The organism is Bacillus cereus group sp. BfR-BA-01360 (assembly GCF_022663595.1).
GTDB lineage: Bacteria > Bacillota > Bacilli > Bacillales > Bacillaceae_G > Bacillus_A > Bacillus_A cytotoxicus.
In genome coordinates this window covers 1-25,284 of record NZ_JAKUFV010000003.1, presented here as the reverse complement: position 1 = coordinate 25,284, position 25,284 = coordinate 1, and the positions used below count along the sequence as shown (strand labels likewise).

Below are 25,284 nucleotides of genomic sequence, written 5' to 3'. Positions count from 1 at the left end.
CTGTCTGTTTTTATAAAGGAAGATGCCCTCCGGAGTTTTCTTCTCCATCCGCTCCTTTATTACGAAATATTTCTGATGCAATCATTAATCCAACAATGACAACAATTAATATTGTTGAAAGTGCATTAATTTCAGGTGATACTCCGCGTTTGACCATACTGTAAATATATAGTGGCAATGTTGTTGATCCTGGCCCAGATACAAAGAAACTAATGACAAAGTCATCAATTGATAACGTAAATGTTAATAACGCAGCGGAAATAATACCAGGGGCAATACTTGGAAGCGTTACATGACGAAACGTTTGCCAAGGGGTTGCTCCTAAATCATTGGCTGCTTCTTCTAAATCATGTCCCATACTAGATAAACGCGCTGCCAAAATCACAACAACAAATGAAATACTAAACGTAATATGCGCAATGATAATAGTAGCTTGTCCAAGCTCCATTCCAATTTGGCTAAATAAAATAAGTAGAGATAATCCCATTAAAATATCAGGAATTAAAATGGGTAAGTATACAAGTCCATTTATCGCTCCTTCAAAACGATACTTATAACGATGTAATGCTACTGCAAAAAATACACCGAGAGCAGTTGTTACGAAAGTTGTAATAAGAGCAATTGTAATACTATTTACCAATGCATCAATAACGTCTTGCTTTTGAAATAAATCTGTATACCAATGGAATGTAAACCCTTGCCATTCTGCATTAATACGCGAATCATTAAAAGAATAGACCATTAAAACCATCATTGGAAAATATAGGAACAATAAAATTAACCAAGAGTAAGAAACTAAAAACTTTTTCATCGCGTACTATTCCCCTCCGTTTCCATATTTATATACTTTCGTCGCACGATAATATAAGTAAATTAATAGAACAGAGAATAGGACGACAATAATCGATAATGCAGAACCAAATGGCCAATCACGTGCACCTAAAAATTGGTTTTGAATTACGTTTCCAATTAATGCTACTTTCGATCCACCCATTACATCCGATACGACAAACATACCAATAGATGAAACAAACACTAAAATGGAACCCGTTGCAACTCCTGACATTGTCATTGGAAGTGTCACATGCCAAAATGTCTTAATTGGCGTTGCGCCTAAGTCATACGCTGCTTCTAACTTGCGTTTATCAAACTGTTCAATCGCTGCATACACCGGTAAAATCATAAATGGTAATAAAGAATAAACCATACCTAATATTACAGATGGTGTATTATATAATAAATTTAGTGGTTCATGAATGATGCCTAATTTTAGTAATACTGTATTCACAAGACCTTGTGAACGTAAAATAACAATCCATGCGTATGAACGGACAAGGAAGTTAATCCAAAACGGAATTGTTGCCAATAATAAAAGAATAGAACGATATTTACGATCTACAATCGTGATTGTATATGCAAATGGATATCCAATTAGTAAGCAAAGCACCGTTGTAATAACAGCAATCTTCACTGTCTCCCATAATGTACTCATATATAGCGAATCAAAGACGCGTACTATATTATCAAATGTAAATTGCATTTCCACTGTGCCGTACGCACCGCGCTGGAAGAATGCAAATGCTAATACAAATAAGAGCGGAAATAAAAAGAAAATTAAGAGCCATGCAACTGTAGGTAATGCGAGTAGTTTCCCTTTTTTCAACTTAAGGTCACCTCATCCTCTTGCTCCCAGCCTACGTATACATTATCTCCGATACTCCACTGCGCCGCTTCTTCTGCAGTTTGATATGTCATTAATAATTCAGATGTTTTTTCCTCACGTACATACAGCTTTTCCATATTTCCAACAAATTCAATATCTTCAATATGCCCAAGATGGTATTCTTTTAAAATCGGTTGCTCAACCGAACGGATTTTTACATTTTCAGGGCGAACTGCTACATAGTTTTCCCCGGATTTTATAATATTATTTTCACCAATAAACGTCGCTACAAACATTGTTTTTGGTGCGTTATAAATTTCCTTCGGTGTTCCAATTTGCTCGATATGTCCTTTATTCATCACGACAATACGATCGCTCATGCTCATCGCTTCTTCTTGATCATGAGTTACATAAATAAATGTAATTCCTAAATTACGCTGTAAGTTTTTTAACTCGCGCTGCAAATCTTTTCTTAACTTAAAATCAAGTGCGCCAAGTGGCTCATCGAGCAAGAGTACACGCGGGTTATTTACAATCGCTCTCGCAATTGCAACACGCTGCTGTTGTCCGCCAGAAAGTTTCGCTGGTTTTCGGTTACGGAATTCTAATAACTGCGTTAAACGCATAGCTTCTTCCGCACGTTCTTTTTGTTCCGCTGCTGATACTTTTTGCATTTTCATACCGAAACAAATATTCTTTTCAACTGTCATATGTGGAAATAGTGCGTAATGTTGAAATACTAAATTCATATGACGCTTATAAGGTGGTAATTCATTAATCCGTTCTTCATCGAGTAAAAGGTTACCTTTTGTTGGCGTTTCAAAACCTGCAATCATACGAAGTAACGTTGTTTTCCCGCAACCACTCGGTCCAAGAATTGTTAAAAATTCCCCTTCTTTAATATCTAAAGAAAGAGGTGGAATAATGACTTGATTTCCAAAATGTTTTTCTATCGCTTCAATTTTTATAATCTTTTTCATTTTCCCGTCCTATCTACCTCAAATTTTTCATTTTTATATTCATGAATAAATATTAACTTTTGCAAACTTTTTATTTCGATCCAAATAAAAATGATGATTTACCAGCATTCTTTATGTAGTATGTTTGATTCATTTTCGCATGATACATAGTCGAACAGAAAAACCCCTTCCCGTAAGAAGGGGTTTTTATCATGCGGCTACGCCTACTGATAAACACCCTCATCATTTTAACAACTTTCGTATAAATTTTAAAGCACTTTTTGTAGAAGAATAACGAATTTTCATATCAAAAATTGTAGATTGAGATAAAATGCTCTTATAATGAGAAAATGTTTGAAAACTTTGTTCACCATGGTAACTGCCTAATCCGCTACTACCAACTCCTCCAAAAGGTAAATACGGCGTTGCAAGATGATATACGACATCATTTATACAACCGCCACCATATGAAATATTCGTTGTAACTTGTTGCTGAATTTGTTTATTCTCTGAGAAAACATATAAAGCAAGTGGCTTTGGCTGTTGTTGAATAGTCTCAATGACCTCGTCTATTTCTTCATATTCTATAATAGGTAATAGCGGTCCAAAAATCTCATCTTCCATAATTGTACTTTGCCATGTAATATTCGTTAAAATGGTAGGCTCTATATGCAATGTTTCTTCATTATAATTGCCACCAACTTCAACATGCCCCTCCTGTAAAAATGCACATAATCTGTCAAAATGACGCTTGCTAACAATCCGGACATAATTTTCATTTTGTAACGGTTCTCCATATTGCCTAACAATCTCACTACGAAGTGCCTCAATCAGCCCCTTCTTCACTGATGAATGGACATAAATATAATCGGGAGCAACACATGTCTGTCCGGCGTTTAGAAATTTCCCCCAAACAATCCGTCTTGCCGCTACATCCATTTTCACATCTTTATGCACAATACATGGACTTTTCCCGCCAAGTTCTAACGTAAGAGGTATTAACTGTTTCGCTGCTACTTCCATCACAATTTTCCCTACGCTAACACTACCGGTAAAGAAAATATAATCAAAAGGTTCCTTAAGTAACGCTGTACTTTCCTGGATTCCACCTTCTATTACAGTAACAAGTTCTTTTGGAAACAATTCTTGCATCATATGAGCTAATAGTTTTGATACATTTGGTGTTAACTCAGACGGCTTTAAAACAACCGTGTTACCCGCCGCTAACGCCCCTACAAGGGGAGCGATTGCCAATTGGAATGGATAATTCCAAGGGGCCATAATAAGCGTAACACCGTATGGTTCTGGAACTATTTTCCCTTTCGATCCAAAATGCGTCAAAGCCGTTCGAACACGTCTCGGCTTACTCCATGAAGAAAGGTGCTTCATTTGAAAAGAAATTTCCTTTAGTACATAGCCAATTTCTGTTGTAAATGATTCATGATGGGATTTATTTAAATCTAACTGAAGCGCCCGAAAAATATCAGACTCAAACCGCTTAATCCCTTCATATAATGTATGTAAATGTAATTTTCTTATCGCGATTTCTCTCGTATAACCGCTATAAAAATATTCTTTTTGCATCTTGACAATAGAAGGAATATCCATCCTTTCACCTACTTTCTATCCGATTCTTTTATTTATAAATCGAAAGACTTCTCATTTACAGCGAAGCCTCTACCGATTATGAACTCTCTACTTATTAAAAAATAACTATTTGTAGAGTTTCATTATATCTAAGTTTTCTGCTTCTGTATAACTCTTTGTCTATAAAAAAAGCTGTTGAAAGGCAATCTTTCAACAGCTTTTTCCTATTATCGATATAAACGAACTGCACCTGCTGATTTATCATCAGCTTGACCAACTACTTCAAATTTCAAACCAAGCTTCGGTAAAATGCGCCCTGCATCTGGAATTTGATCATTGATGTAAACTTTTGAATCATCAAATTTCGCAACGCCAGGTAACCCGTTATATTCAAACGTTCCACGAGTTGGTGAGACAACTTTCCAAGCTGGTGTTTGATCGAAAGAGAATGCTGCATCTGCAATTTGATAACGTGTGCTATCTTTAAATGTTGGCTTACCATTTAAAGTGCCTGCAATGGCTTCAGGATGGGAATCAACTACTCCAAGGAAACCATGTCCCGGATGAACCCCAACCCAGTTATCTGTATAGCTTGCATCCGCATACCAGACAACCATACCTGTGTTATATACCGGACCACGAGCATATTTTAACGCTTCGTCGGCACCTGCATAATTTCTCCACTCTACATAATAGTTATGGCTCTTCTTCTCAATTCCATTTGAAACGACAAAACCATTTAATTTAAACTGCGTCTCTCCTTCTGCATCATCAGAAAATACAACGTTACCGTCTACTGTTAATGATGCATTATCAAGCGTAAATCCATTTAATGCAAGACCGCCGTCTGTTACATATTCAAAGACAAGCTTCACTTTTTTACCTTTGAACTGGCTTAAATCATAAGACTTGTCCACCCATTCTCCTAAAGTTGTATCTGCCCCATCTTTTACATCTTTATTACCAATTGTATCAATTAATGTTTTTGTACCATCTTCTGTTACCGCATGTACTTCTAAGAAATCATACCCTGTTTCAATTTCATACAGTGATTTAAAATCAAATGTTGCATTCGTTGCACTTGTTAAATCAAATAAAGGTGTTTCTAAAGTCGTGTGAAGATCGTCACCTTTTGTACTATAGTAGTACTTCTGTCCAAAGGCAGGCTCAATTCCTTTTACATCCTTGTCCGGTAAGTTGACACGAATTAAGCCTGGTCGATTTGATTTTGTAACACTTTGATCTAAATATGTTGCATAACCAATGCCTCGATTTAATTTCTCATAATCTATTTCTACAATATTTGCCCAATTCCCCCCCATTGTTTTTTGGAAAAACTCTTTATTTTGCGGAGAGAAACTTGTTGGCGTCGTTCCAGCAATTTTACCTGCCCAACTACCCCCGCTCATAATAGACCATGATTGAACTGGTTCACCGCCGCCAGAATATTTTGTATCATACTCATCTGGAAGCCCTAAATCATGACCATATTCATGTGCGAAGACACCAACTGCGCCATCCTCTGGCTCAATTGTGTAATCGAATGCAGCCATTTTCCCGTCCCAATATGGAACTTTCGCTGTTGTCCCATCAATTGGAAATGGTTTTTGACCAATTGTCCAGCGATGTGACCAAATTGCATCATCACCTAATTTACCACCACCAGCTTCTTGTCCAACACCAGCGTGAATAACCATTAAATGATCAACTAAGCCATCTGGTTCATTTTTATTTCCGTCACCATCTATATCATATTGATCAAATTGATCGAACTCCGATAAATCGATTCCACTCTCTACTGCTGCTTTTAATGCATCTTTTATTAAATCACGCGGTCCTAATGGTCCTTTATTATCATGCCCTTCTCCAGCATCCGCACCATAATCAGCTGCTTTGCCTGGAACGGTTAACCACTTTGACACTGTACCATCTACTGTATAGCTACCGCCAGATTGTTCTTCATAATACTGCTTAAATGTTTCAATTTTACTTCCATCATGTAGCGTAAATGGTTCATCACCGAATAACATTTTTTCATAATGTTCCTGATTAAAATCATCAGAATACATATACCCAGGTTCTTGTTCGATATTGTTATGCTTGAAATCATCATATTCAACAAGCAACACAAGTACTTTATCTTTACGAACCTCTCCGTTATACTTTTTTTCTTTTGCAGGAGTTGTTGGTACTTTACCATTTAAAGCGCTCTTTGCTGGAACAGTTCCCTCTGTCTGTCCACTTGCTGGTTCTTTTCCTTTCTCTTTTGTATCTGTTTTTGCATCTTTCACCTTCTTCAGAAATTCAGATGCCTCTTTCGTTACTTGATCCCCAACCATCTCATCTTTCCCAGGCTTATCACCTTTCTTTTTCTCGACATACTTCTCGACCGCTTTCTTTGTCTCTTCATCGGACGCCTTTTCGTTAATCACCCCGCGCTTCTTAAGTGCATTTGCTAAGCGCTCTTCTGGAATCAAATGATCATCAATTGGACTCGTCGCTATTGCCTTTGCAGATGTTTCTGCCTGAACAGCCGGACTTCCAAAGCTAAATGCGCCTCCAAGAACAGCCGCTACCGCAAGTGCTGATAGCACTTTAAATGGTTTCTTTTTCATCCCCAGTTTTCCTCCCCTAATAAAATATATATTTCAACATAAATTTTATTAAATTTTCAATTAATTTTCAATATTTAGTAATATTATGTAATTTTTTTAATGTTTTTGTAAAAATTATTTATTTGTTATAGAAGTATATTATGATTTATCATTCTTTCTGAAAATATTGATAAATCACGACAAACCTTTTATAATTTTTGATGAGAGAACTCGATGGGGATTTTATCTTTGTTTTTTATCTACAAAATACGACGATACATATACAAATTTTTTAAAGAAATTATTATTTTTATCATAAAAATGTTAAAATATCGAGTATTTTGTAATATTACTTATGACCGACAATTAGGGAGGAATAAATTTGTACAAAGATAAGACAGACTCGTTAGATCAGGAATGGATTGATTTAATACTTGAGGCGCTTGATGCAGGAATTGCAATTCAAGACATTGAACATTTCTTCCAAAATATGAAGCAATCCACGCAAGCCTAAGGCATTGTTCTTTTTAGAGAAATTTATGCTATAATAACATCATAAGTGGATATACATTTACAGAAAGGTGCGCAAATATGATTGGAGAACGTATAAAACGCCTTCGCTTACAAAGAGGGATTTCTTTAACAGAACTTGCTGAAAAGGCCGGTGTTGCAAAGTCCTACATTAGCTCCATTGAACGTAATTTACAACAAAATCCGTCCATTCAATTTTTAGAAAAAATCGCAGCCGTTCTGCAAATACCAATTGACACACTTCTTCATGACACAACACCGTTAGAAAATCAATTAGACTCTGAATGGACACACCTTGTTAAAGAAGCAATGAACTCTGGTGTCTCAAAAGAACAATTCCGTGAATTCATTGAGTTTAGTAAATGGAAACAAAATCAAAAATAATGTACATGAAAAGGAGGATATATGAAGATCCTCCTTTCTCTATCAAAAAAGCGGGAAACTCCCGCTTTTTTTCTGTATTTATCTTTCTTCTCCATCAGCTTGACTTGCATTAAATGTCCATTCTAAGTTTAATGTATCGCCTTGGAATTTATTTTGATCTTGTCCATTATCTTTAAATTCAAATTCTACCCATAGGTAGTCCTCTGTGTTTGGTTGTAGGCCTCCTTCTTCCCCCCACTCTGGAGCAAAGATATCCTTCGCTAATAAATCAGGATCCGCTTTTTGTAAATCTGCTAAAGTTGTTTCATAAACTGGTTCGCTTTGTTTATCCCAGTTCCAAATAAATTTCACATTAATATGACTCGCAAAGTCTTCCCCTGCGTTATCACCCTTCGCATCTACAGTTGAGTATTTCGTTGCTAATTTCACATCTTTAATCGCGATAGAACCACTGTTCTTTAATAAGAACTCTTTCTTAACAGAATCTCCTGGCTTCAAATCTTTAATGTCTACAATCGTCTTAGGATCCAAAGTAAGATCTAAAGTACCTGCAGCGAATGTATTGTTCGATACTTCTTTATCGCTAAAAAATGCAAACGTTCCTCCGCCAATTAAAGCAATCCCTAATGCCGCTGACGCAACTCCCATGCCTAACTTTTTCTTTAAACTCACTTTTCCATTCCTCCTAGATTTTTTTATTATCCCTTTCCATCATTCAGAGATATCGGATAAAGCCATAGTCTTTCTACCTCGCTCCTCCACTCACACTATCTCTAATATCTGTTCTTTAAAAAGTTGTTTCACGTTCATTATAAAGAACATTTTATTTAAACGCAATCTTTTCATTTAAATTTTTTATTTTCATATGTAGACAAAAATACAGCGATTCAATAGAAACACTCTATTTGCTTGTTGCTTCTTTTAAATGAGAGTCAACATCTTGTTCAGATGGTTGTTCTTCTTTATGATGAGACGGCTGTTCTGTCGCTGTTGACTCCGTAGCCGTTACATGCTCGGCTTCTTGTTTTTCTAATACATTTGCTTGTTCATGCAATTTTTTCCCTTTTTCCGCATCGACTTGCTTTTGAAGCGTTCGAATTTCTTCATCAATTTTTTGAATTCCTGCAGCTTTATCAACATTCTTACAAATCATATTGATAACATTTAAATTCTCTTTGACAGATTGAAGTTGCTCCTGTGAATGGCTTTCTTGTAATTGATGATAATACCCTTCCATTTCTATATATATTTTCTGTAATAACTCGCGCTCGAAAGCAACTTTTTCACGTTGCTCTTTCCATGAAACAAGTCTGTTTTCAAGTACTTCTATAGATGCTTCTTCTTCTACTTCTTTTTTCATGTTTTCATATACTTGTAAAATTACTTTCTCGTGCTGCTTTGCAGTTTGTTTCAACGTGTATATGGTTTTCGGAAACACAGGAGCTGCAGCGATCGAACCTTGCACTTTTTGCTCTGTTACAAAAGCTGCTTCTGTATGAGTGACAATTTGAGCTCCCATATAAAAAGCTACAGAACACATACATGGGAAAACAAGCATCATTTTTATTCTTTTTAACGCTTTAGGCATTCTACCCTCTCCTATTTACATCTATCCATTCTTTCAAAATAAAAACAAATACCTTTAACGAAAAAAGCTATCAATTTGATAGCCCTTTCTTCACTTTTCCTCCCCATTTCCTTGCTGCGCATCAAATGTCCACTTCAATTCGATTGTATCGCCCTGAAATTGATTTTGATTTTCCCCATTATCAACAAATTCAAAGCGCACTTTAAAGGAATCTTTATGCCCAGCCCTAATCCCTTTTTCATCCAATGCTTCCGCAAGTGAATCATTATTTACTGGTATGGATGGCTTTCCTACTAATTCAGATAATTTCTTTTCCTTTATCATGTTATGGCCCTTATCTGTATTCTTTAAGATTGTAACTTTTATGTGATCTCCAAAATCCTCTGTATTATCACCTTTTGTATCTTTCACTATATATTCGGAGTATAAGAAAACTTTCTCAATATTGAGTGTGCCGCTATTCACCAATTCAAAATCACGTATAATCGTATCCCCGGGTTTTATATTTCCTACTTGAATAATCTCCGTAGCCGGCTTTACTGTTAAATCTAACGTGCCTGCCGCAACCGTATTGTTCGTAACTTCCTGATCGCTAAAATACGCAACGGTTCCGCTCCCAATTAACGCTGCTCCCATCAGTGCCGATCCAATCCCTAGTCCTAATTTTTTCTTTATGGTCATATCCATATCCCCCAAGTGTCGTAAAGACTTTCTATCCCCGTATCTTTATACAGATTGTCCTACATCTGCTGACTTATTTTTCTTCTCTTTATCAATGCTACGAATTGCACTCGAAATAGAGAATACCGAATACCCAAGTAAGAAAAGTCCTGGAATAATTAATAGAAGAGCTGCTCCTGCCTTTGAATTTGCATAATTTAACAAATAACCAACATACGGAACTGTAATATCTTCATACTTCCCTATCACATTTTCCGCTAATACAGGCTTCATATCTGGTCCGTTGTTATTATCACCTTTTGTTACATACATCACTTTTCCATTCGCATTTTGCACATCAATAATACGGTGCGTAACAATTTTCGTATCACTTTCCTTAAATGTAATAACATCTCCCTTTTGATACTTAGAACCATCTTTCGTTGGTTCAATCGCAATTACAGAACCCGTTAAAAACGTCGGCTCCATCGAACCAGATAGTACCGTTTTAAATTGATATCCCATAATAGTTGGCTCCCCGCCACTTGCCTTAGAAGAAATCACAACAAAAGCTAAAAAAACCATTAATGCGAATAAAACAAACGAAATCACATTACTCATTATCTTCCAAACAAATTTCATCGGTCTCCCTCCTCTTTTTCATATATATGTAAAAAAATAGAATACTTTATCTTGTTCTTTAAAAAGAACTCAATTTAATACTATAATGAACAACTCGAAAACGCAATAAAAAATAGGCAATTCATCATTGCCTATTTTTCTTCTGAAACCGCATTCTTTTTCGATTTTCTCGTAATATATATACCAAGTAATAAAAGTATAATCATACCAATTCCAACACAAGCTGCAATCCCTTCAAAAGAATACGTTTGTCCCGTTTTTTCTATCTTCTCCTTCGCTGCCGCAAACTGCACATCTTCTTTTGAAAGAACATGAATGCTTGCAATCGTTTCATTATTCTTTGTTATATCTACAGTTCCCACTACCTCACCGCGATGAATTCCTCTTTCATATAAAGAATCTGTATCTACAGGAGCTTTTCGAAAAACTGTTTTTACATTTTTTCCTTCCCCTTTTTTCAGCATCAGTTCTGCACTTTTCTCTAATTCACAATCTATATCTCTATCTAAATACGTTGCTCTTTCATGCCAATAATTCTTATCGAGTACGAGCTGTTTCGTAAACTGCGGAAATGCATATTCAGCCATCTGCTTCATATCTTCATAGATTTCCGGCTTTTGTGAAGCCATCACAACATTAATAATTCGATTTCCATCTTTCTCATTTAATAAAACAAGCGTGTTACGTGCTTCATTTGTAAAACCTGTCTTTCCACCAATACTATACGGATTCTCAAAATAATTTGCTTTATTAAAAATAGAAACCGTTTGTCTAGAAGTTGTAACCGTCGTACGCTTTGTATTCATCGCCTGTAAAATTTCAGGATACTTTTGTACGCCTCTCGTAATCATTGCCATGTCGTATGCGGTCGTATAATGATTTGGATCGTGCAAACCATTCGGTGTAACAAAATGACTATCCGTCGCGCCAAGCTGCTTTGCCTTCTCATTCATCATATGCGCAAAGTTTTCTATACTTCCTCCAATATGCTCCCCTATCGCATACGCGACATCATTCGCACTCAGCACCATTAAAATCATTAGCGCCGTATTCCGATCTACCGTCTCTCCAGCTTGAAACTCCAGTTGATAATTACTCTTCTCCTGGTCTAATGCCGCTTGTGAAAGTGTAAATTGCTCTTCAGGCTTCGTATGCTCCATAAGTAAAATAGCCGTTAATACCTTTGTCATACTAGCCGGAAACGCATGTTCATGTGCATTCTTATCATATAGCACATCCCCCGTCTTCGCATCAATCGAAACAGCAAACTTTCCAAACACATTTGGACCTTGTCCAGGTGCTGGTGCTGGCTCCATTCCCGTCTCTGCATGTAATGGTAAAGGGGTAACAAAGAACAAACATATCACCAAAACAAAAAACATAATTTTCTTACATTTACCCATATAACTCTCCCTTTTTTCGTAACTTATATATAAAAATCACTAACCCACCTTTAAATTGGAAACAAACTGGAAAACAACCATCATTCTTCACTATATCACACTTTTACAATAAAGTGAACGAACTATTTATGAACAATCCAAAACAAAAAAGCAGGATTTACTCATTCTGATCCTTCTTATCATGCAACAAATCTATGAACCGATTCCTAGCTTCCTCTTCCGTAACCTCATCGGTCATTCCCATAAATGACCATCCCCTTCGAACCAACCTAGTTCACTAACTCCTTCAAAAACTCATCATGCGTCACATCCACATCTAAAATCGCACCATAAATCGAAAACGTTCTATTTCTAGGTGCTCGCATCTGAAAAGATTTTTAACCATACGGATCGCGCCGCTTTTCCCCACAAAAATTTTACAGCATCCACAGCTCATTCTGTTACATCGTATTTTCACTCCATTTGTAAAAGGATTAGTCATCTAAACGAAAAAGTGAAAAATTCTAAAATTTCACACTTATATATTGATTTCACACCAAAATTCTATTACAATGAATCATACATTCTACTACATATCCATGATCCCGTAGCTCAGCAGGGAGAGCGCCACCTTGACAGGGTGGAGGTCGTGAGTTCGAGCCTCTCCGGGGTCATACAATTCACGGTAAAATAGCGTTCTACCAACGGATAGAGTGCTATTTTTATGCGATGATTTATTCGTTGATTTAGTCGACAGGATTGCGGTACACCGCCAAACTGTATGTCGGTATGGAAACCTCCTATTTCGTTACAAAACAGAAAAGGGGGGTTTTTGTTTGTCTTCTAATCGTTTAAGAGGGAAACGTCTGAGGCTATTCACAAAGAAAGCACGGATAAAGTGAAACTTTAATCAGTGGGGATTTTCTTCATCCCCACTGATTATGAGCCCTCACCAATCGGACTGTTACGGGCAGTAAGACTCCCACCTATCTTCCTTGCTTCTCTCTGAATCTTGAGGTGGGAGTCTTACTGCCCTAAAATAGTAGGATAAGGAAAAGTGTACCCAATAATGATTTCTGAAAGGTAATTCATCGACGAAGAGATATATGGTCTGAGTGATACCTTTTTGAAATAGAATGCTCCTAGGAAAATATAGCCAATTATTGTTATAATTAAACTTGGAATATGTTTTTAGAAAGGCAATAAGGAGTTGGTATACTTCTGCTGCACTCTTCCCGATATATTTAGAGAAATATAGAAAGGGGTATACGATGGGACAATTTCAAAGTAATTTTCAAACGGCAAAACAAATTGCTACTCAAATGGGGAATGCTGTGGATACCATTCAAAATGCAACAAATCATTCTATAAAAAAGGCGACGCGTACAACACTATCTGTTAATTCCAAAGCACAAGAGGCGAACCAACAAGCTTTAGATTTGACGAAACAATTTTCTGCTGCCTTTCAACAAGCGGTGAATAATATTCATTCGGTAGCCCAAGAGTTCGAGAGAATGGATCATGAACTTCACAATACTTTTCGCTAATGTGACAACCTACGTAAAGGTAAAACGGTAGGAGGAATATGATGAGTCCAGATATTGAAAAACAAATCCAGCAATTAAATCAAAAGTTATGCAGTGTATTTGAAGAACAGGAACGAAATCAATCCGCGATTCAAACTCAGGAGCAAGCGGAAACAGATTTTCACGAATGGAAAAGTCGAAGCAATCGTTTATTTAACCGTATTTTAGAAACTTGGCACGGCGATAGAGAATTATCTCATTTTTTTATGAATATGCGTCAAGAAGCAGGGCACATTGAGCGAAAACTTACATTCGAATTAGAAAACAGAAAAGAAACATTGCTTAAAGAAAGACGAGACCTTAGTGATTTAGAAAACGACCTATCCTATCAGCAACAACAATTAGCAAGGGAGGTCACTGCATGAGTTTAAATATGTATTTGGGAGAAGTACAAAGCCAAACTCAAAGTATGAACGCTGTATGTACCGCTACCATTCAAGGCATGGAACAAGTCATTCAGTCGATTGATGCTTTTGCAATTGATACTGTTCTGCAAGGACAAACATATAGTAGTGCAAAAGCATTTTTTGTGCAAACCTTTCGTCCTTTAGCACAAGGAATCATTTACTTATGTGAGGAATTAATCCGTCAGAATGATGCCTTTCCAAGTCAATTTCAATCACAAGTCGCCTCCACAGATGTAATCGAACAAGAAATATTAGAACAAATTCGAGAAATTGACCGAATGATAGCAAGTATGGAAGCCATTACTCAAACTATGCCAATACCAGGTATGGATGCTATGGTAAATCTTTTCACTGCTATGAGAAAAAAACTGCAAGAAAAATTAGATCACCTATATGAGTTTAATCAAATATCTAGTAATAACTATAGTATAGCAATTCAATTGGCGGCTAGCATTGCGATGGGTCTTACAGAAGTCCAAAGTGGAAAAGGTTTTAGTCCTGTAAGTGGTACATTTAGTACACAAAGATTGAATATGGAGTGGACTACTTCTATTCAAGCGATTACAGAAGCTAGGGAACGTCAAGCGGACAATATTGTAAATAGCAATTTATCATCAGATGATAATATCGAAGAAGGTACAATGTATGATACCCCCCCTGAAAAATCTATGCTTAGAAAAGTTTGGGACGGTATATACGTTGGTTCTGGGCAAGTTATCGGAGAGATTGTAGAAGGATTCAATTCACTAGACGATACAGTAACAAAAGAAAATATTAAGTATGCTATAGGTCATCCACTAGAGACAGTCTCTACTGCATGGAATACTTTTTCGGATTCATTTATGAATGATGTTTGGAATGGCGATGCGGAAAGTCTTGCAAAATGGGGAACAACTACTTTTATGGAATTTGGATTAGGATGGATTGGTGATAAAGGGATTAGCAAAGTAGGAAAAGTAACTACACTTGGTGAAGGTGTGAATCTGGCGAAATTCTCAGAAGGTAGCTCGTCTGTTTCGAATCCGTTACCATTGAAAGATCGATTTGCTTTTGCTGGTGGAGGTGGTTTGCGATCTGGATTTGATACACCAGATTTTAGACAAGCTGAAGAAAAGCTATCGACCCATCAGTTTGCTAGAGATGAAAATATTCTTAATGTAAAACCTGGTGATAGCAGTCCGCTTACTCCAGGAGGCGGACTAGAAGCGCATAAAGCTAGAGGTGGACATTTAATCGAAAGACACGTAGGAAAAACAGATGAAGAGTTGTTGCAAAGATTACAGAATGATTCTAGAATAACAGGGGCATCAACTTTTACTGATAGGGCTACCGCTGAGAAAGTAGCTAATGCTACCCTCAGTGACCCTAATAACCAACGAATTATTAGAGATTGGTTAAATAATCCCCGAAGCCGTTCTACGATAGCGTTGGATTATTATAATAATGATATTATTGGGCGTGGAGTACGGAGAGGGTCTACAACAGCTCATGATATGAAAAATGCCAAAATTGTCTTAAAAAAAGACGGCAATGGAAATTTCATTTTAACAGGTTACCCAGTTGACTAATAGGAGGAAAGAAATATATGCTATTAAAAAAAAATCCAGAAGATCCGGTTTATCAGTTCTTAGCAGCAACATTTCATCAAGATACATTTTATGAGGAAGCACTCCAAGAGTTACTTGAAGAAGAAAGTACGGAATATTTACAAGACGCTATTATTTTTCTAACTGAATTTATTCAAAGTGATTATAGTGATAAAGAAAAAAATGAATACATACAGTTTTCAGCAGATGGGATATATTTTGAAGGATTAGAAATAACACCATTAGAATGGCTTGAACAAACAGTTAAAACGCTAAAACAAGCATTAAAAAACACTTAATAAAAAAATCGACCGCCTATTACGGAGGGCACTGAAAAACTCCACTTCATAAGAAAAAGGATCCCACCACCTACTATATAAAGGTTATGGGATCCTTTTTAATTTCAACATATTGATAAAATGCGTGTTATTTTCTCAAAGTAACCACTTTTTCAGTGGCCTCCCTATTACGGGCGGTCTTTTTACGTCCGATTAACGTACTTCCATATACGAATTACTAGCCATAATGTAATACGTATTCCCTTTCGAATTGTGCACGCGGTATTGAGGCGAACCGGTATTATCTACCGACTACAATTTAAACGTTTTTAATTTGTCCTCGATTTGTTCTTCCGTGATTCCAATGTATCTTAACGTTATCGAAGGGTTACTATGATTTAATATCTTTTGCAACTCCGCGACGTCCTTATGCTGCTTATAGTACCAATACCCGAACGACTTTCTCAACGTATGATTACCGACGCTCTCTACTCCTGCAAAGTCTGCGGCTTTATTTAGCTGACGATATGCTTGCGTTGGTGAGATTGCCTTGTCGCCTTTCCTCGAAGGGAACAACCACTCGCTATCCAGCGTGGATACGTACGCCTGTATCTCATCGTATATCGAGTCTAGGTAGATAGTGCGTTTCTTTTGTGTCTTACCTTCCTTAACGATTGCCTTACGCTTCCCCTTCACATCCGATATCTTTAACTTTAGTAGATCACCGACACGTAATCCCGTATTAATACCGATTAAGAATAGTATGTAATCTCTTTCGCTGCAATGTCTTCGTAATGCCCACTTCATGTTATCGATCTGTTCTAAATTCCGAATAGGTTGTACGTCTTTCAATTGATTCATACGACATCCCCCTCTCCTCAAAACAGTAATACCAATGTTTTGAATGTACGATTTTTTAAGATAAGTCTATTTTATCGCCGATATCTCTCAACGTCAATAGAATAGACGAAACGAATGTACGTTTTCACTTAGAATCATACATTTGAAATGAGGGTCGAAGTTTTTGAAGGACATCCGTCGTGAAGACATAAACTAATAAAATCGGAAGTAATCCATAAGCAGAAAACGAGTTTCTACTACTATACGGACGAAAAATGACCCACTTCCGAAAGTTCTAATCGGGTGTCTATCCGACGGCGAAGGTTTCCGAAATGTAAACCGTTGTAAACTGACGAATTCATTTCCTACTATATATAGCAGTAAATCAGTGCGCTTTACACTCACGTTAAAATTATCGAAGGGTTACGTATAACAAACGAAATGGGAAGCGTTGGGAAGTCGATAATGTAATTGCTTCTATATATACGCCATAAAACCGCCGCTTCCCATCGTTAGATATTACGCGGGTTACGATGAACGGTTTCCGTGCGTGGGTGACTATTTATTTTCCTATATATACCTCATGTAGTAGGATTATATAATAAAACTATGTAAAGGAGTGCGTTAAATGTTATTAGAGTTTAAAAATTTTACTATCGATGTAATAGATTATGTAGAGGAGAAAGATGATTTAGGTAGCCTCATTTCTCATTCACACAAAAAACGGCTTCTCTACGTTACAACTTTTCACACCATTTAACGTCACTCATTTTCGCCTTTTAGTTTACCTTACAATACCTTTATGTTTTTCTGTTATATGTTGTGAGAAAACCTCTACGATTCTTTGTATAAATCTTGATAGATCACACATGTCATCTACTAATTCTCTTGAAGGAGTATAATGGATTCTGGTCGTAGTTACACCATTATCCGTTTCAAAACGATTATGTACCACATATGGTGGTTGACTGTGAATAATTGCATTCCTAATCTTTGAAACTTCTTTATATCTATTACTAAATTTAATTTTACCTATTTTTTTATGTAGGTCTATGTCCCTCCTTTGATTTTTCAAATTCCAAAATGCATTATTAAAGGTTATATCTTGTAATCGCCCATGTTTCTTTTCTTGCTTTAAATCAAAATATTTGAACAGCAAATGTCCGAATATGTCTAATGCAGTAAATGCCTTTTGGAAAAATACATCTATGTGATACTCAAAATGAATTTTGTTCGTCCAGTGCTCGTTTTTAAAATCCGGGTAGTATTTTACACCTCCAGTAGCTTTTGACCTAAACCATTCATCATCCGGGATTCCTCTATTAAAATAACTCATTACGTATGCATAACTTAAGTTTGCTTGAAATATTCGGTTTTGATACAAACTAAGCATCTCCCCTACAGTAATTGAATAATCTAATTGCTCTATTGGATTAAGATCTTCCCTGCGAAACAATACCTCGTCTATATTTATTTTATTTAAAGGGCTATCTTTTAATACAGGTAGCATCTCTTCTTTCGTTGGATATTCGAATAATTCTATATGCACAGTCATCTTTTTCCTCACTCCACATTTTCTTCTACGTATTTCAATATAATCAAATACATAAATTTATATTAACATATCGCCAATCGCTTTTACCGCATTTTATCTCGATCTAAACCTAATAGAAAAATCCTCGATTGATTACTTACTCATATGTTGTTTTTTGTTAAGGCTAGAAAAACGAAGTATTAACAAAACATCTCGTTCAGCTTATCCGCCACCTCACGCTGCATGTTCGGTAGCACATGACTATAGGTATTCAAAGTCGTTTGTATATCCGTATGACCCAATCGTTCTGATATCAGCTTTACAGAAGGGAAAAACAAGGAAATTTATGTCGGATTATTTATCGACGAGGTGGTGGTATATCCTGTTGTAGTATTGCGGTGCTAATGCTATAATCGGTAGTAACGAAATAGGAACGTTTTCCTTTTACCGTTGCTTTAGCGGTTGATTTAACGAAATGATTTATCGCATGATCCCGTGAAACCTTGACAGGGTGGAGATCGTGAGTTCGAGCCTCTCCGGGGTCATATTTTTAGAAACCGTGTCAAATTAACGTTTGATGCGGTTTTTATTTGTGTATTCCCATACTTTATAAAGCCAGTGGTCACAGAATTGGTCACATTCCCTACAAAATCTCTTCTATTTTATTAACTACATCTTCTTGCATCGTTGGCAGTACATGCGAATAAGTGTCTAATGTGATTTTGATATTACTGTGTCCTAAACGCTCGGAAATTACCTTCACATTCACACCTTTAGCTAGTAGTAAAGTCGCATGGGTATGACGTAAATCATAAAAGCGAATCTTTGGAACAGCTGCTTTCTTAATCAAAGCGTTTAAACTTCTCCTTAAATTAGCAGGGTTAATTGGTGTTCCAGAAGGAGTACACATTACCAAGTCATTGTCTTGGTATTCCTCACCTTGAGTCAGCTTCTCTTTCAATACGACTGCTCTATGTTTCTTTAGCTTTACTACTGTTGATGCAGGCAATAGTATCTTTCTTAAACTTGATTTCGTCTTTCCTCCAAGTAAGAATGTCTTCCCGTCATGACTTAACGTTTGGCTAATAGTTAAATGCCCCTTTTCTAAATCAACATCTTTCCACCGCAAACCTAACAATTCACCCTGTCGCATTCCAGTTACAAGAGCGATATGAAAAACAATAGAATATCTACTGTCTTGTGCAGCTTTTAAGAATAATTGTACTTCCTGCTCATTCCATATAGTTAACTCTTCCTTATAAGCTTTTGGCAACTTTGTTTTAGCTGCAACATTTTTACTTATTAACTCTAAATCAATTGCATGTTCAAGGGAGTTCCGAATGACTTTGATTATCTTCTCGATTGCCCCTCGCTTTAACCCTTCGTCTCGCAGTGAATTAACATAGTTTTGCATGTGCAATGATGTTAACTTAGCTAGTTTGATATTGCCTAGAGATGGAATGATGCGACTGTTCAAGTACCCTTTTAGTACTTTTGCTGTTTGGATACCAACACTGTGTTTCTTTGTATTAAACCAACTCTCCAGATACTCACCATAAAATAGCTTACTAGGTTCTACGTATGTTCCAGTATGAACTTCTGAAAGCAGCTTTGTTAACGCATTTTCTGCTTCTTTTTTAGTAATGAATCCTCTTTTCTTTTTTTGCTTTCTTTTACCTGTTAGAGGGTCAATACCAATGTCTACAATATAAAAATATTTTCCTGTTTTCTTATCTTTTTTGACGCTTCCTTTCATCGTTAAGAGCCTCCTTGGAGTCCTTAACTGTGCTGTATATGGTAATTTTATTATAGCGGATATCTTGGTTTGATAGACTATAATTTTACTTTATGATATTTTCCCTATACGAAAAGGCTATCTTCACGTTGTAAGATAACCTTTTCGTTTATCTGTTACTAATCCAACTAAAGCATTTCAGTTGTTGAGAATATAGCCGCTGCTGAAGCATGTTATTAATTATAAATAATAACATACGACCCATCTTATCATGAGTTAGCTTTTCTCTTTATCCTCTTTAATACACAAATCATCATTTATTTTAATGACTATTATGACAAACAGTTTAAGAATTAAATAATAATCCGACTCATATTGTTTCTCATCATTAGTATTTGTTCCATGTAAGTATTTATTTCGAATATCATGACCATTAGTGAATTTTGACTTATTAAGATAATAGTCAAGATAATCTTGTTCATTTCTTGAAAACAGGCTATTTTCAAAATCAACAAGATTACGAGTACTTAACTCCTCTATCAATACTTGTATATCCTGAGGATAATGCCAATAACTCATTACCTCTTTATAATACAGTTCTTTAAGAATATATATGGCTCTTTGGTCAGCAAACTCTAAGTAACCCATGTTACTTTCACAAATCAAATTATTATCGAATAACCATTGAATGTCTTTCAACTGATACTCTTCAAAATCACTTCTAGTTAAATTTTCTAAAGTTATCAAGTCAAAAAAATTCTTATATTCCTCTTCTTTATTTGGTAAATAGACTATACTACTCTGGTCTGAAAATAATAAAAATGAAGCCGTTTTATACCAATCACTAGAAGAATAAACATACTTTTTTCTATTAAAAGACTTTATATCTTTATTTTTAAAACTTGAAGATGACATTTGAATTAACTCCTGGTCTATCATCCCATCTTCAATCAAAGTATTATACTGTTTAAAAATTCTATCTATCTCAGGAAGAATGGTTCTACATTTTTCAAAATACGATGCTTCACTCGAAGGCATTTTAACGATGAAATCATTAATTTGAAATTCTTCTTTCAAATATATTTCAAAAAACCATTCAATCATTTCTTCCAATCTTATACTAAGAACATTTAACACATTAACATAACTATATATCTCAGCATTAGACAGCATTTCTTTGAAATAAAAAGAGGTTGATTGGTTATACAAATGTTCTCCTTGTGGTCTAAATACTGACTCTAGAGCACTGCTATCACTTTTTTTAGAGTCAATTGCTAATCTCATCGTACCATCAAAAAATCCGAATAGATAAATGAAATTATTCCAAAGTGTGGGAAAATCAATATTTTCTTCAATCCACTTTCGACTTACCTTGATGTCTGCTGTTCTCCCATCCATAGTAACTAATATAGCTTCATCTTGCTCCTGTGGATAAGAAATCCTTACTCCAGATTCAATACCTGTTCCTTTAGTAAAAACTTTTTCTTCCTCTTCTTTAGCTTTCCTCTTAGCGTGCAATTTGATTTTATCAGGTATATTTAATCCCTTATTTGTTGGAAAATTAATAATTTGTCTCAATACATTTATATTAACTTGTGGTGAATCAATATATTCATCAATTAAATTTAATATATCCGTTTCGTTCAAAGAAGGTGGCAGATATAAATCATCTTTCTTTAGATACTTTGATAGAATTGTCTCCGCATTCCTAGAGTCAGCTAATAACACATCCTTAACTGCTTCATTAAAATACTCCGTCAATCTCTTAAATTTGAGTACTATATAAATATGTACATTACTCTTTTCAAGAAAATGTCTGAAATCATTAATTTCAATTTTTTGATATATCTTGTAACCTTCAAGAATTTCAAAGAAATCACCTTTATTACCAAATTCAATTTCATCATATAGATTCAGGAAGACATCCTTATAACAACCCATGAAGATACCAATTTTTTGTTTTATTTTTTTCTCATAAGCTTTTATATCAACGCTTGTTTCTTCAACAATATAATCACTAAATCTTTCAACACTTATATATTTTAAAACATTATGAAAATCTAATAAATCAGTAATACCCCATTCAGAATCAATAACCTCATTATTAACTTTCTCTACTATTTTTTCGAGTTGCCAGCCACAAGCCATATCATACTCAGAATAGAATTTAACCCTTGACATATGTTCTCCTTTCTTTTTTTTAGATTTTTCAGCTATAGTATCTTCATTTTCTCATCTCTTTTATATCAATTCCTTTCTTGGTCCTTCCTAAAATTATTAAGCCTTTTAACATATTGTTGTATTTAATCTACAGTAGGTGAAACTAAAATTTGCAAACCTTTTTCTCCATAATCCCACATTTTCACAAAAGGATATGTAGCTTCTGGTAGGATAAGTAATCTTTCTTCAAGTGGCTTAATCGGCGTTTCATCTCCTTTACAACCATGAATAAATGTAGCAGGATGAATAGAAACTGTTCTTCCTGTATCGTTGTAATATTTAAATTTCATTTAAATCCACCCTTTCTTCTTTACATATCATCAATATGGAAATCATAATACGTTAAATAATTCTAATTAAATATAATATTTCCTATCCCCTTGTCTTTTTGGCACCTCCTTCCACCTAAAAATCTATTCCTTTTTATTGAATAGAGACATACTTTCTAATGTTGTTCTAAATCATATTTAATTTTATATTCTATTGTCTCAACCCTAGATTGCTGTTGAAGTTTAATAATACCTTTTTCAAAGACCGCAATATTATTATATATTTTATCCCCAGCGCATTTATAGTAAACACCATCAAACCCAACCTCGTTACAAGCACTGGCTATGAAATTAGTGAATAAATAATTTCTTTTTACTAGGGTACTTTCATCGTTTTCTCTATTTATAAACGCAGAAAAATCCTTAAAAATAGTATCTATATCAAATAAAATAAGTTCTTGCTGTACTTGATACTCTGCCACGTCTACAACTTCATTTTTCTTAGGTTCAATTTCATAAGGTATACCCATTTTATCGTCTGTTACATATAAAACAGATGTCCCAACTAAGTTATACCTTCCATGACTCGCTAGGCCTTTCGGAGGCATACCTAAACTACTAATTTCAAATTTGGTACTATCCTTTGCTCTGCATCTCCCCCGAAATAAAGATTCTCCTATTTGCACACTTAAATTCTCTTTCTTTTCTAAAACCTTATTAAGGACTTCAAATATTGATTCTGCTAAATCATGCTTATAAGCTAGCATAGGGTTATCAAAACAGTGTTGGATGAAATCATCAATTTGTTCCATTGAAATCGTCACACCATAAATTTGAGCAACCTCAATTAATCCATCCTCAAATCCTCTCCAAAATTCATCGATTTCTTCTGATTTGTATATTCTATCATAGTAATCAAATTGCCCATTATCAGGATTTTGTTTAGGGTGATATCCTTCCCCATAACTACAATTACTACATCTTAATTTCGACATAATTTCATCATGCATATCCTCTGGTACATTCATCATACATAAAAAGTCATAAATATCTGTACCTCTGCTTGTATAAGGAATTTCTAATTTTTCAGCTTGAAATTCGTATTGCTGCAATTCTCCTCCTTTACAATGTGAACAATACTCAATCTCGTCCGATAATTGATTAGCAATTTCAGTTACAATTAGCGCTAAACCTACTTTTAAATCCTTCTCACATAAAAAATACATATCTAATGCTTCCAATTCCACTCCGCATTCTTTACATAAAAAAGCATCTTCTTCACCATAACCAACTACTTTTATTCTAGGGTACTCCTCTAAGTCTTCTATTTTAATTTCAAATTCCGCTAAATATGTATTAATTGAACAGTTACAACAAATAATTTCATCATAGACTTTCATACACTTGCTCCTTTTCACTTTATATTTCCGTCTAATTATATATATTTAAATATGATACTACATACTAATCTAAAAAATCACTTACTCTCTCTAATACAAACAGAAAACATATACATAAAAATTTGAATAAATGTTTTCTTTAATTAAAATAAAATTTCACATCAAAAAGACAGTGAGCATCTACAATTGCTCACTGTCTTTTAATTATGTATTCATATTCCCTTTTCAAATCCTTAAAATATATCCTTAGTTTTCTCTTGATAATCATTTAGAATAGTATGAGTAATAAAAGCAAGCTCTTTCATTAGATTAATTAACTGTGTATAGTTATTAATACTAGAAGGTAATTTCCCCTCATGTATCACATGACTGCTAGCTGAATAAACTTGCTTTAACTCATGGGAGAGTTTTTTTGAAAAAACATCCTCTTCAATTAATAAAGAGATTATTTTAAGAACAGGCATCCTTGTTTCTTCATTAAACCTGACAAAATACAGCTGTCTTATTATAGTTTCTAATATTATTCTTTGCTCAAATACCTGTCTAATTTCTTCACTATCATTAAAAAATTCATTAAACTTAACTTCTTCTTTTCTTTCGTTGTTGAGATTTGGTAACGATAATTGATAGTGTTGCTCACTCTCTATATCATCCTTACCCGTTTTTTCTTTTTTAGTTACAGGAATAATACTATCCCCTATAATTCTTACTATCTTTTTCACTACCTGCTCTAATAAAGGATTCACTAATATTAAAAGAATAGTCGGCACAACAACTACAGCAACTTTTAATATATTATTTAGGTTAAGATTTGATTCAGAATACTGAGCAAATTGTACAATAAAAAGAAACACGAATAGTGATGCTATTAAAGAAATTCTTGAAGTAAATAAAGAAAATCTATCTGAATCACTTTGGATAGTAGTATTAGTTATATCATATCTAATATTCTCCAAAATCTCTTCTAGTTGTTTTAATAATTCTAACCTTATTTCATTAGAAATATGTTCATTTTCACATACCCTTGCGTAAATCATTTTTACAATATCTACTCTCTCCATGTTTAATTTACAATTTTTATTTTTTTCAAACCCTTCTATCAATGAATCCAAATCAATTCGGAATATGTGAACCTCACTGTTAACATGGTTTCTAATTACCAAATTGATTATCTCTTCTTTTAATCTTATTATTTCTTTTTGTCGCTCTTTTCTTTGTTTAATCTCTTGATATAAAAAAAATACGATTGCTAAAATTAAAGAAAGAATTGTAGCTGTATTTATAACAGAACTTGAGTTTATTATGTCGTTAAAAAAGTTCATATGTTTAAACCTCTTAAGATAATATATGGATTTGAGTCAATATTTTGGACACAAAAAAGTTAAATCTAAGCTACTTTTATAGCCAGATCTTCTATTGTTTGAGGAGTTTTATAACCG

At 34.9% G+C, this 25,284-nt stretch carries 23 protein-coding genes, 1 tRNA gene and 2 pseudogenes; 7 read left to right on the top strand and 19 right to left on the bottom strand.

From position 1 onward, the window contains the following. Positions 1-10: 10 nt before the first annotated feature. The 5 genes from MR056_RS03740 to MR056_RS03720 form a co-directional block, all read right to left on the bottom strand. Complete coding sequence (locus MR056_RS03740) at positions 11-811, bottom strand: ABC transporter permease (RefSeq protein ID WP_011984088.1); 801 nt, start codon at positions 809-811, stop codon at positions 11-13. Between the two features lie 6 nt (positions 812-817). Next, on the bottom strand, positions 818-1,663 hold the full coding sequence (locus MR056_RS03735; protein WP_210351511.1) for an ABC transporter permease: 846 nt from the start codon (positions 1,661-1,663) through the stop codon (positions 818-820). Next, positions 1,660-2,643: a spermidine/putrescine ABC transporter ATP-binding protein PotA gene (potA, locus tag MR056_RS03730; RefSeq protein ID WP_011984086.1), complete on the bottom strand. Its 984-nt coding sequence runs from the start codon at positions 2,641-2,643 to the stop codon at positions 1,660-1,662. Before potA ends, MR056_RS03735 begins: the two co-directional genes overlap by 4 nt. A 222-nt stretch (positions 2,644-2,865) precedes the next feature. Then, positions 2,866-4,230 carry an aldehyde dehydrogenase gene (locus MR056_RS03725; RefSeq protein WP_210351509.1) on the bottom strand — a complete coding sequence of 455 codons (1,365 nt, stop codon included), beginning with the start codon at positions 4,228-4,230 and terminating at the stop codon, positions 2,866-2,868. A 206-nt stretch (positions 4,231-4,436) separates the two neighbouring features. Continuing rightward, positions 4,437-6,824, bottom strand: coding sequence for an immune inhibitor A domain-containing protein (locus MR056_RS03720; protein WP_210351508.1), 2,388 nt, complete (start codon positions 6,822-6,824; stop codon positions 4,437-4,439). A 361-nt stretch (positions 6,825-7,185) separates the two neighbouring features. On the opposite strand from MR056_RS03720, the gene MR056_RS03715 reads away from it, so the two are divergent. Both MR056_RS03715 and MR056_RS03710 read left to right on the top strand, forming a co-directional pair. Then, positions 7,186-7,317: an anti-repressor SinI family protein gene (locus MR056_RS03715; RefSeq protein WP_011984083.1), complete on the top strand. Its 132-nt coding sequence runs from the start codon at positions 7,186-7,188 to the stop codon at positions 7,315-7,317. 77 nt (positions 7,318-7,394) lie between these two features. Next, positions 7,395-7,718 (top strand): helix-turn-helix domain-containing protein, encoded by a 324-nt coding sequence (locus MR056_RS03710; RefSeq protein WP_011984082.1) that lies wholly within the window; start codon positions 7,395-7,397, stop codon positions 7,716-7,718. 78 nt (positions 7,719-7,796) lie between these two features. Here the strand turns inward: MR056_RS03710 and calY are convergent, their stop codons facing one another. The 6 genes and pseudogenes from calY to MR056_RS03680 form a co-directional block, all read right to left on the bottom strand. Then, positions 7,797-8,390 carry a biofilm matrix protein CalY gene (gene calY, locus MR056_RS03705; RefSeq protein WP_011984081.1) on the bottom strand — a complete coding sequence of 198 codons (594 nt, stop codon included), beginning with the start codon at positions 8,388-8,390 and terminating at the stop codon, positions 7,797-7,799. Positions 8,391-8,619: 229 nt separating this feature from the next. Then, positions 8,620-9,306 (bottom strand): DUF4047 domain-containing protein, encoded by a 687-nt coding sequence (locus MR056_RS03700; RefSeq protein WP_011984080.1) that lies wholly within the window; start codon positions 9,304-9,306, stop codon positions 8,620-8,622. Positions 9,307-9,396: 90 nt separating this feature from the next. Beyond that, a complete protein-coding gene (locus tag MR056_RS03695; protein WP_011984079.1) occupies positions 9,397-9,987 on the bottom strand; it encodes a TasA family protein in 591 nt (196 codons plus the stop codon). Positions 9,988-10,032: 45 nt separating this feature from the next. After that, a complete protein-coding gene (gene sipW, locus MR056_RS03690) occupies positions 10,033-10,608 on the bottom strand; it encodes a signal peptidase I SipW (protein WP_011984078.1) in 576 nt (191 codons plus the stop codon). A 131-nt stretch (positions 10,609-10,739) separates the two neighbouring features. Continuing rightward, entirely contained in the window at positions 10,740-12,011 is a 1,272-nt protein-coding gene (locus MR056_RS03685; protein ID WP_210351507.1) for a D-alanyl-D-alanine carboxypeptidase family protein, read from the bottom strand. A 157-nt stretch (positions 12,012-12,168) separates the two neighbouring features. Further along, positions 12,169-12,376 (bottom strand): annotated as a pseudogene (locus MR056_RS03680) (hypothetical protein). 215 nt (positions 12,377-12,591) lie between these two features. Between MR056_RS03680 and MR056_RS03675 the strand changes: the two are divergent. The 5 genes from MR056_RS03675 to MR056_RS03655 all read left to right on the top strand — a co-directional run bounded on the left by MR056_RS03675 (position 12,592) and on the right by MR056_RS03655 (position 15,868). Then, positions 12,592-12,664: transfer RNA gene (locus tag MR056_RS03675), tRNA-Val, on the top strand. Positions 12,665-13,261: 597 nt separating this feature from the next. Then, a complete protein-coding gene (locus MR056_RS03670; RefSeq protein WP_087098038.1) occupies positions 13,262-13,537 on the top strand; it encodes a TIGR04197 family type VII secretion effector in 276 nt (91 codons plus the stop codon). Between the two features lie 41 nt (positions 13,538-13,578). After that, positions 13,579-13,941 carry a DUF3958 family protein gene (locus MR056_RS03665; protein ID WP_210351506.1) on the top strand — a complete coding sequence of 121 codons (363 nt, stop codon included), beginning with the start codon at positions 13,579-13,581 and terminating at the stop codon, positions 13,939-13,941. Continuing rightward, on the top strand, positions 13,938-15,551 hold the full coding sequence (locus MR056_RS03660; RefSeq protein WP_210351505.1) for an RNase A-like domain-containing protein: 1,614 nt from the start codon (positions 13,938-13,940) through the stop codon (positions 15,549-15,551). The genes MR056_RS03665 and MR056_RS03660 overlap by 4 nt, the downstream gene beginning before the upstream one ends. A 17-nt stretch (positions 15,552-15,568) precedes the next feature. Further along, on the top strand, positions 15,569-15,868 hold the full coding sequence (locus tag MR056_RS03655) for a contact-dependent growth inhibition system immunity protein (RefSeq protein ID WP_098329798.1): 300 nt from the start codon (positions 15,569-15,571) through the stop codon (positions 15,866-15,868). A gap of 291 nt (positions 15,869-16,159) precedes the next feature. Here the strand turns inward: MR056_RS03655 and MR056_RS03650 are convergent, their stop codons facing one another. The 8 genes and pseudogenes from MR056_RS03650 to MR056_RS03615 form a co-directional block, all read right to left on the bottom strand. Beyond that, the gene (locus MR056_RS03650) at positions 16,160-16,708 is read right to left on the bottom strand and encodes a tyrosine-type recombinase/integrase (protein WP_210352008.1); all 549 of its coding nucleotides are present in this window, start codon (positions 16,706-16,708) and stop codon (positions 16,160-16,162) included. 763 nt (positions 16,709-17,471) lie between these two features. Continuing rightward, the gene (locus MR056_RS03645; RefSeq protein WP_242136519.1) at positions 17,472-18,242 is read right to left on the bottom strand and encodes a Cthe_2314 family HEPN domain-containing protein; all 771 of its coding nucleotides are present in this window, start codon (positions 18,240-18,242) and stop codon (positions 17,472-17,474) included. A 179-nt stretch (positions 18,243-18,421) separates the two neighbouring features. Then, a pseudogene (locus tag MR056_RS03640) lies at positions 18,422-18,547 on the bottom strand (site-specific integrase); the annotation flags it as partial. Between the two features lie 317 nt (positions 18,548-18,864). Beyond that, positions 18,865-19,977 carry a tyrosine-type recombinase/integrase gene (locus MR056_RS03635; RefSeq protein ID WP_210351504.1) on the bottom strand — a complete coding sequence of 371 codons (1,113 nt, stop codon included), beginning with the start codon at positions 19,975-19,977 and terminating at the stop codon, positions 18,865-18,867. Positions 19,978-20,232: 255 nt separating this feature from the next. After that, positions 20,233-22,137 carry a hypothetical protein gene (locus MR056_RS03630; protein WP_210351503.1) on the bottom strand — a complete coding sequence of 635 codons (1,905 nt, stop codon included), beginning with the start codon at positions 22,135-22,137 and terminating at the stop codon, positions 20,233-20,235. Positions 22,138-22,259: 122 nt separating this feature from the next. Then, positions 22,260-22,466, bottom strand: a complete 207-nt coding sequence (locus MR056_RS03625; RefSeq protein ID WP_210351501.1) for a hypothetical protein — start codon at positions 22,464-22,466, stop codon at positions 22,260-22,262. A 155-nt stretch (positions 22,467-22,621) separates the two neighbouring features. Next, on the bottom strand, positions 22,622-23,845 hold the full coding sequence (locus tag MR056_RS03620; RefSeq protein ID WP_210351499.1) for a hypothetical protein: 1,224 nt from the start codon (positions 23,843-23,845) through the stop codon (positions 22,622-22,624). 233 nt (positions 23,846-24,078) lie between these two features. Then, positions 24,079-25,167 (bottom strand): hypothetical protein, encoded by a 1,089-nt coding sequence (locus tag MR056_RS03615; RefSeq protein ID WP_210351498.1) that lies wholly within the window; start codon positions 25,165-25,167, stop codon positions 24,079-24,081. Between the last annotated feature and the right edge of the window lie 117 nt (positions 25,168-25,284).

Excerpts from the sequence above, each read along its gene's own strand:
- MR056_RS03650 (WP_210352008.1), bottom strand. The coding sequence starts at position 16,708 with ATGAATCAATTGAAAGACGTACAACCTATTCGGAATTTAGAACAGATC.
- MR056_RS03620 (WP_210351499.1), bottom strand. The coding sequence starts at position 23,845 with ATGAAAGTCTATGATGAAATTATTTGTTGTAACTGTTCAATTAATACA.
- MR056_RS03685 (WP_210351507.1), bottom strand. The coding sequence starts at position 12,011 with ATGGGTAAATGTAAGAAAATTATGTTTTTTGTTTTGGTGATATGTTTG.
- MR056_RS03710 (WP_011984082.1), top strand. The coding sequence starts at position 7,395 with ATGATTGGAGAACGTATAAAACGCCTTCGCTTACAAAGAGGGATTTCT.
- sipW (WP_011984078.1), bottom strand. The coding sequence starts at position 10,608 with ATGAAATTTGTTTGGAAGATAATGAGTAATGTGATTTCGTTTGTTTTA.
- MR056_RS03670 (WP_087098038.1), top strand. The coding sequence starts at position 13,262 with ATGGGACAATTTCAAAGTAATTTTCAAACGGCAAAACAAATTGCTACT.
- MR056_RS03695 (WP_011984079.1), bottom strand. The coding sequence starts at position 9,987 with ATGACCATAAAGAAAAAATTAGGACTAGGGATTGGATCGGCACTGATG.
- MR056_RS03740 (WP_011984088.1), bottom strand. The coding sequence starts at position 811 with ATGAAAAAGTTTTTAGTTTCTTACTCTTGGTTAATTTTATTGTTCCTA.
- MR056_RS03615 (WP_210351498.1), bottom strand. The coding sequence starts at position 25,167 with ATGAACTTTTTTAACGACATAATAAACTCAAGTTCTGTTATAAATACA.
- MR056_RS03700 (WP_011984080.1), bottom strand. The coding sequence starts at position 9,306 with ATGCCTAAAGCGTTAAAAAGAATAAAAATGATGCTTGTTTTCCCATGT.
- MR056_RS03660 (WP_210351505.1), top strand. The coding sequence starts at position 13,938 with ATGAGTTTAAATATGTATTTGGGAGAAGTACAAAGCCAAACTCAAAGT.
- MR056_RS03725 (WP_210351509.1), bottom strand. The coding sequence starts at position 4,230 with ATGGATATTCCTTCTATTGTCAAGATGCAAAAAGAATATTTTTATAGC.
- MR056_RS03665 (WP_210351506.1), top strand. The coding sequence starts at position 13,579 with ATGAGTCCAGATATTGAAAAACAAATCCAGCAATTAAATCAAAAGTTA.
- MR056_RS03630 (WP_210351503.1), bottom strand. The coding sequence starts at position 22,137 with ATGTCAAGGGTTAAATTCTATTCTGAGTATGATATGGCTTGTGGCTGG.
- MR056_RS03625 (WP_210351501.1), bottom strand. The coding sequence starts at position 22,466 with ATGAAATTTAAATATTACAACGATACAGGAAGAACAGTTTCTATTCAT.
- potA (WP_011984086.1), bottom strand. The coding sequence starts at position 2,643 with ATGAAAAAGATTATAAAAATTGAAGCGATAGAAAAACATTTTGGAAAT.
- MR056_RS03655 (WP_098329798.1), top strand. The coding sequence starts at position 15,569 with ATGCTATTAAAAAAAAATCCAGAAGATCCGGTTTATCAGTTCTTAGCA.
- MR056_RS03720 (WP_210351508.1), bottom strand. The coding sequence starts at position 6,824 with ATGAAAAAGAAACCATTTAAAGTGCTATCAGCACTTGCGGTAGCGGCT.
- MR056_RS03635 (WP_210351504.1), bottom strand. The coding sequence starts at position 19,977 with ATGAAAGGAAGCGTCAAAAAAGATAAGAAAACAGGAAAATATTTTTAT.
- MR056_RS03645 (WP_242136519.1), bottom strand. The coding sequence starts at position 18,242 with ATGACTGTGCATATAGAATTATTCGAATATCCAACGAAAGAAGAGATG.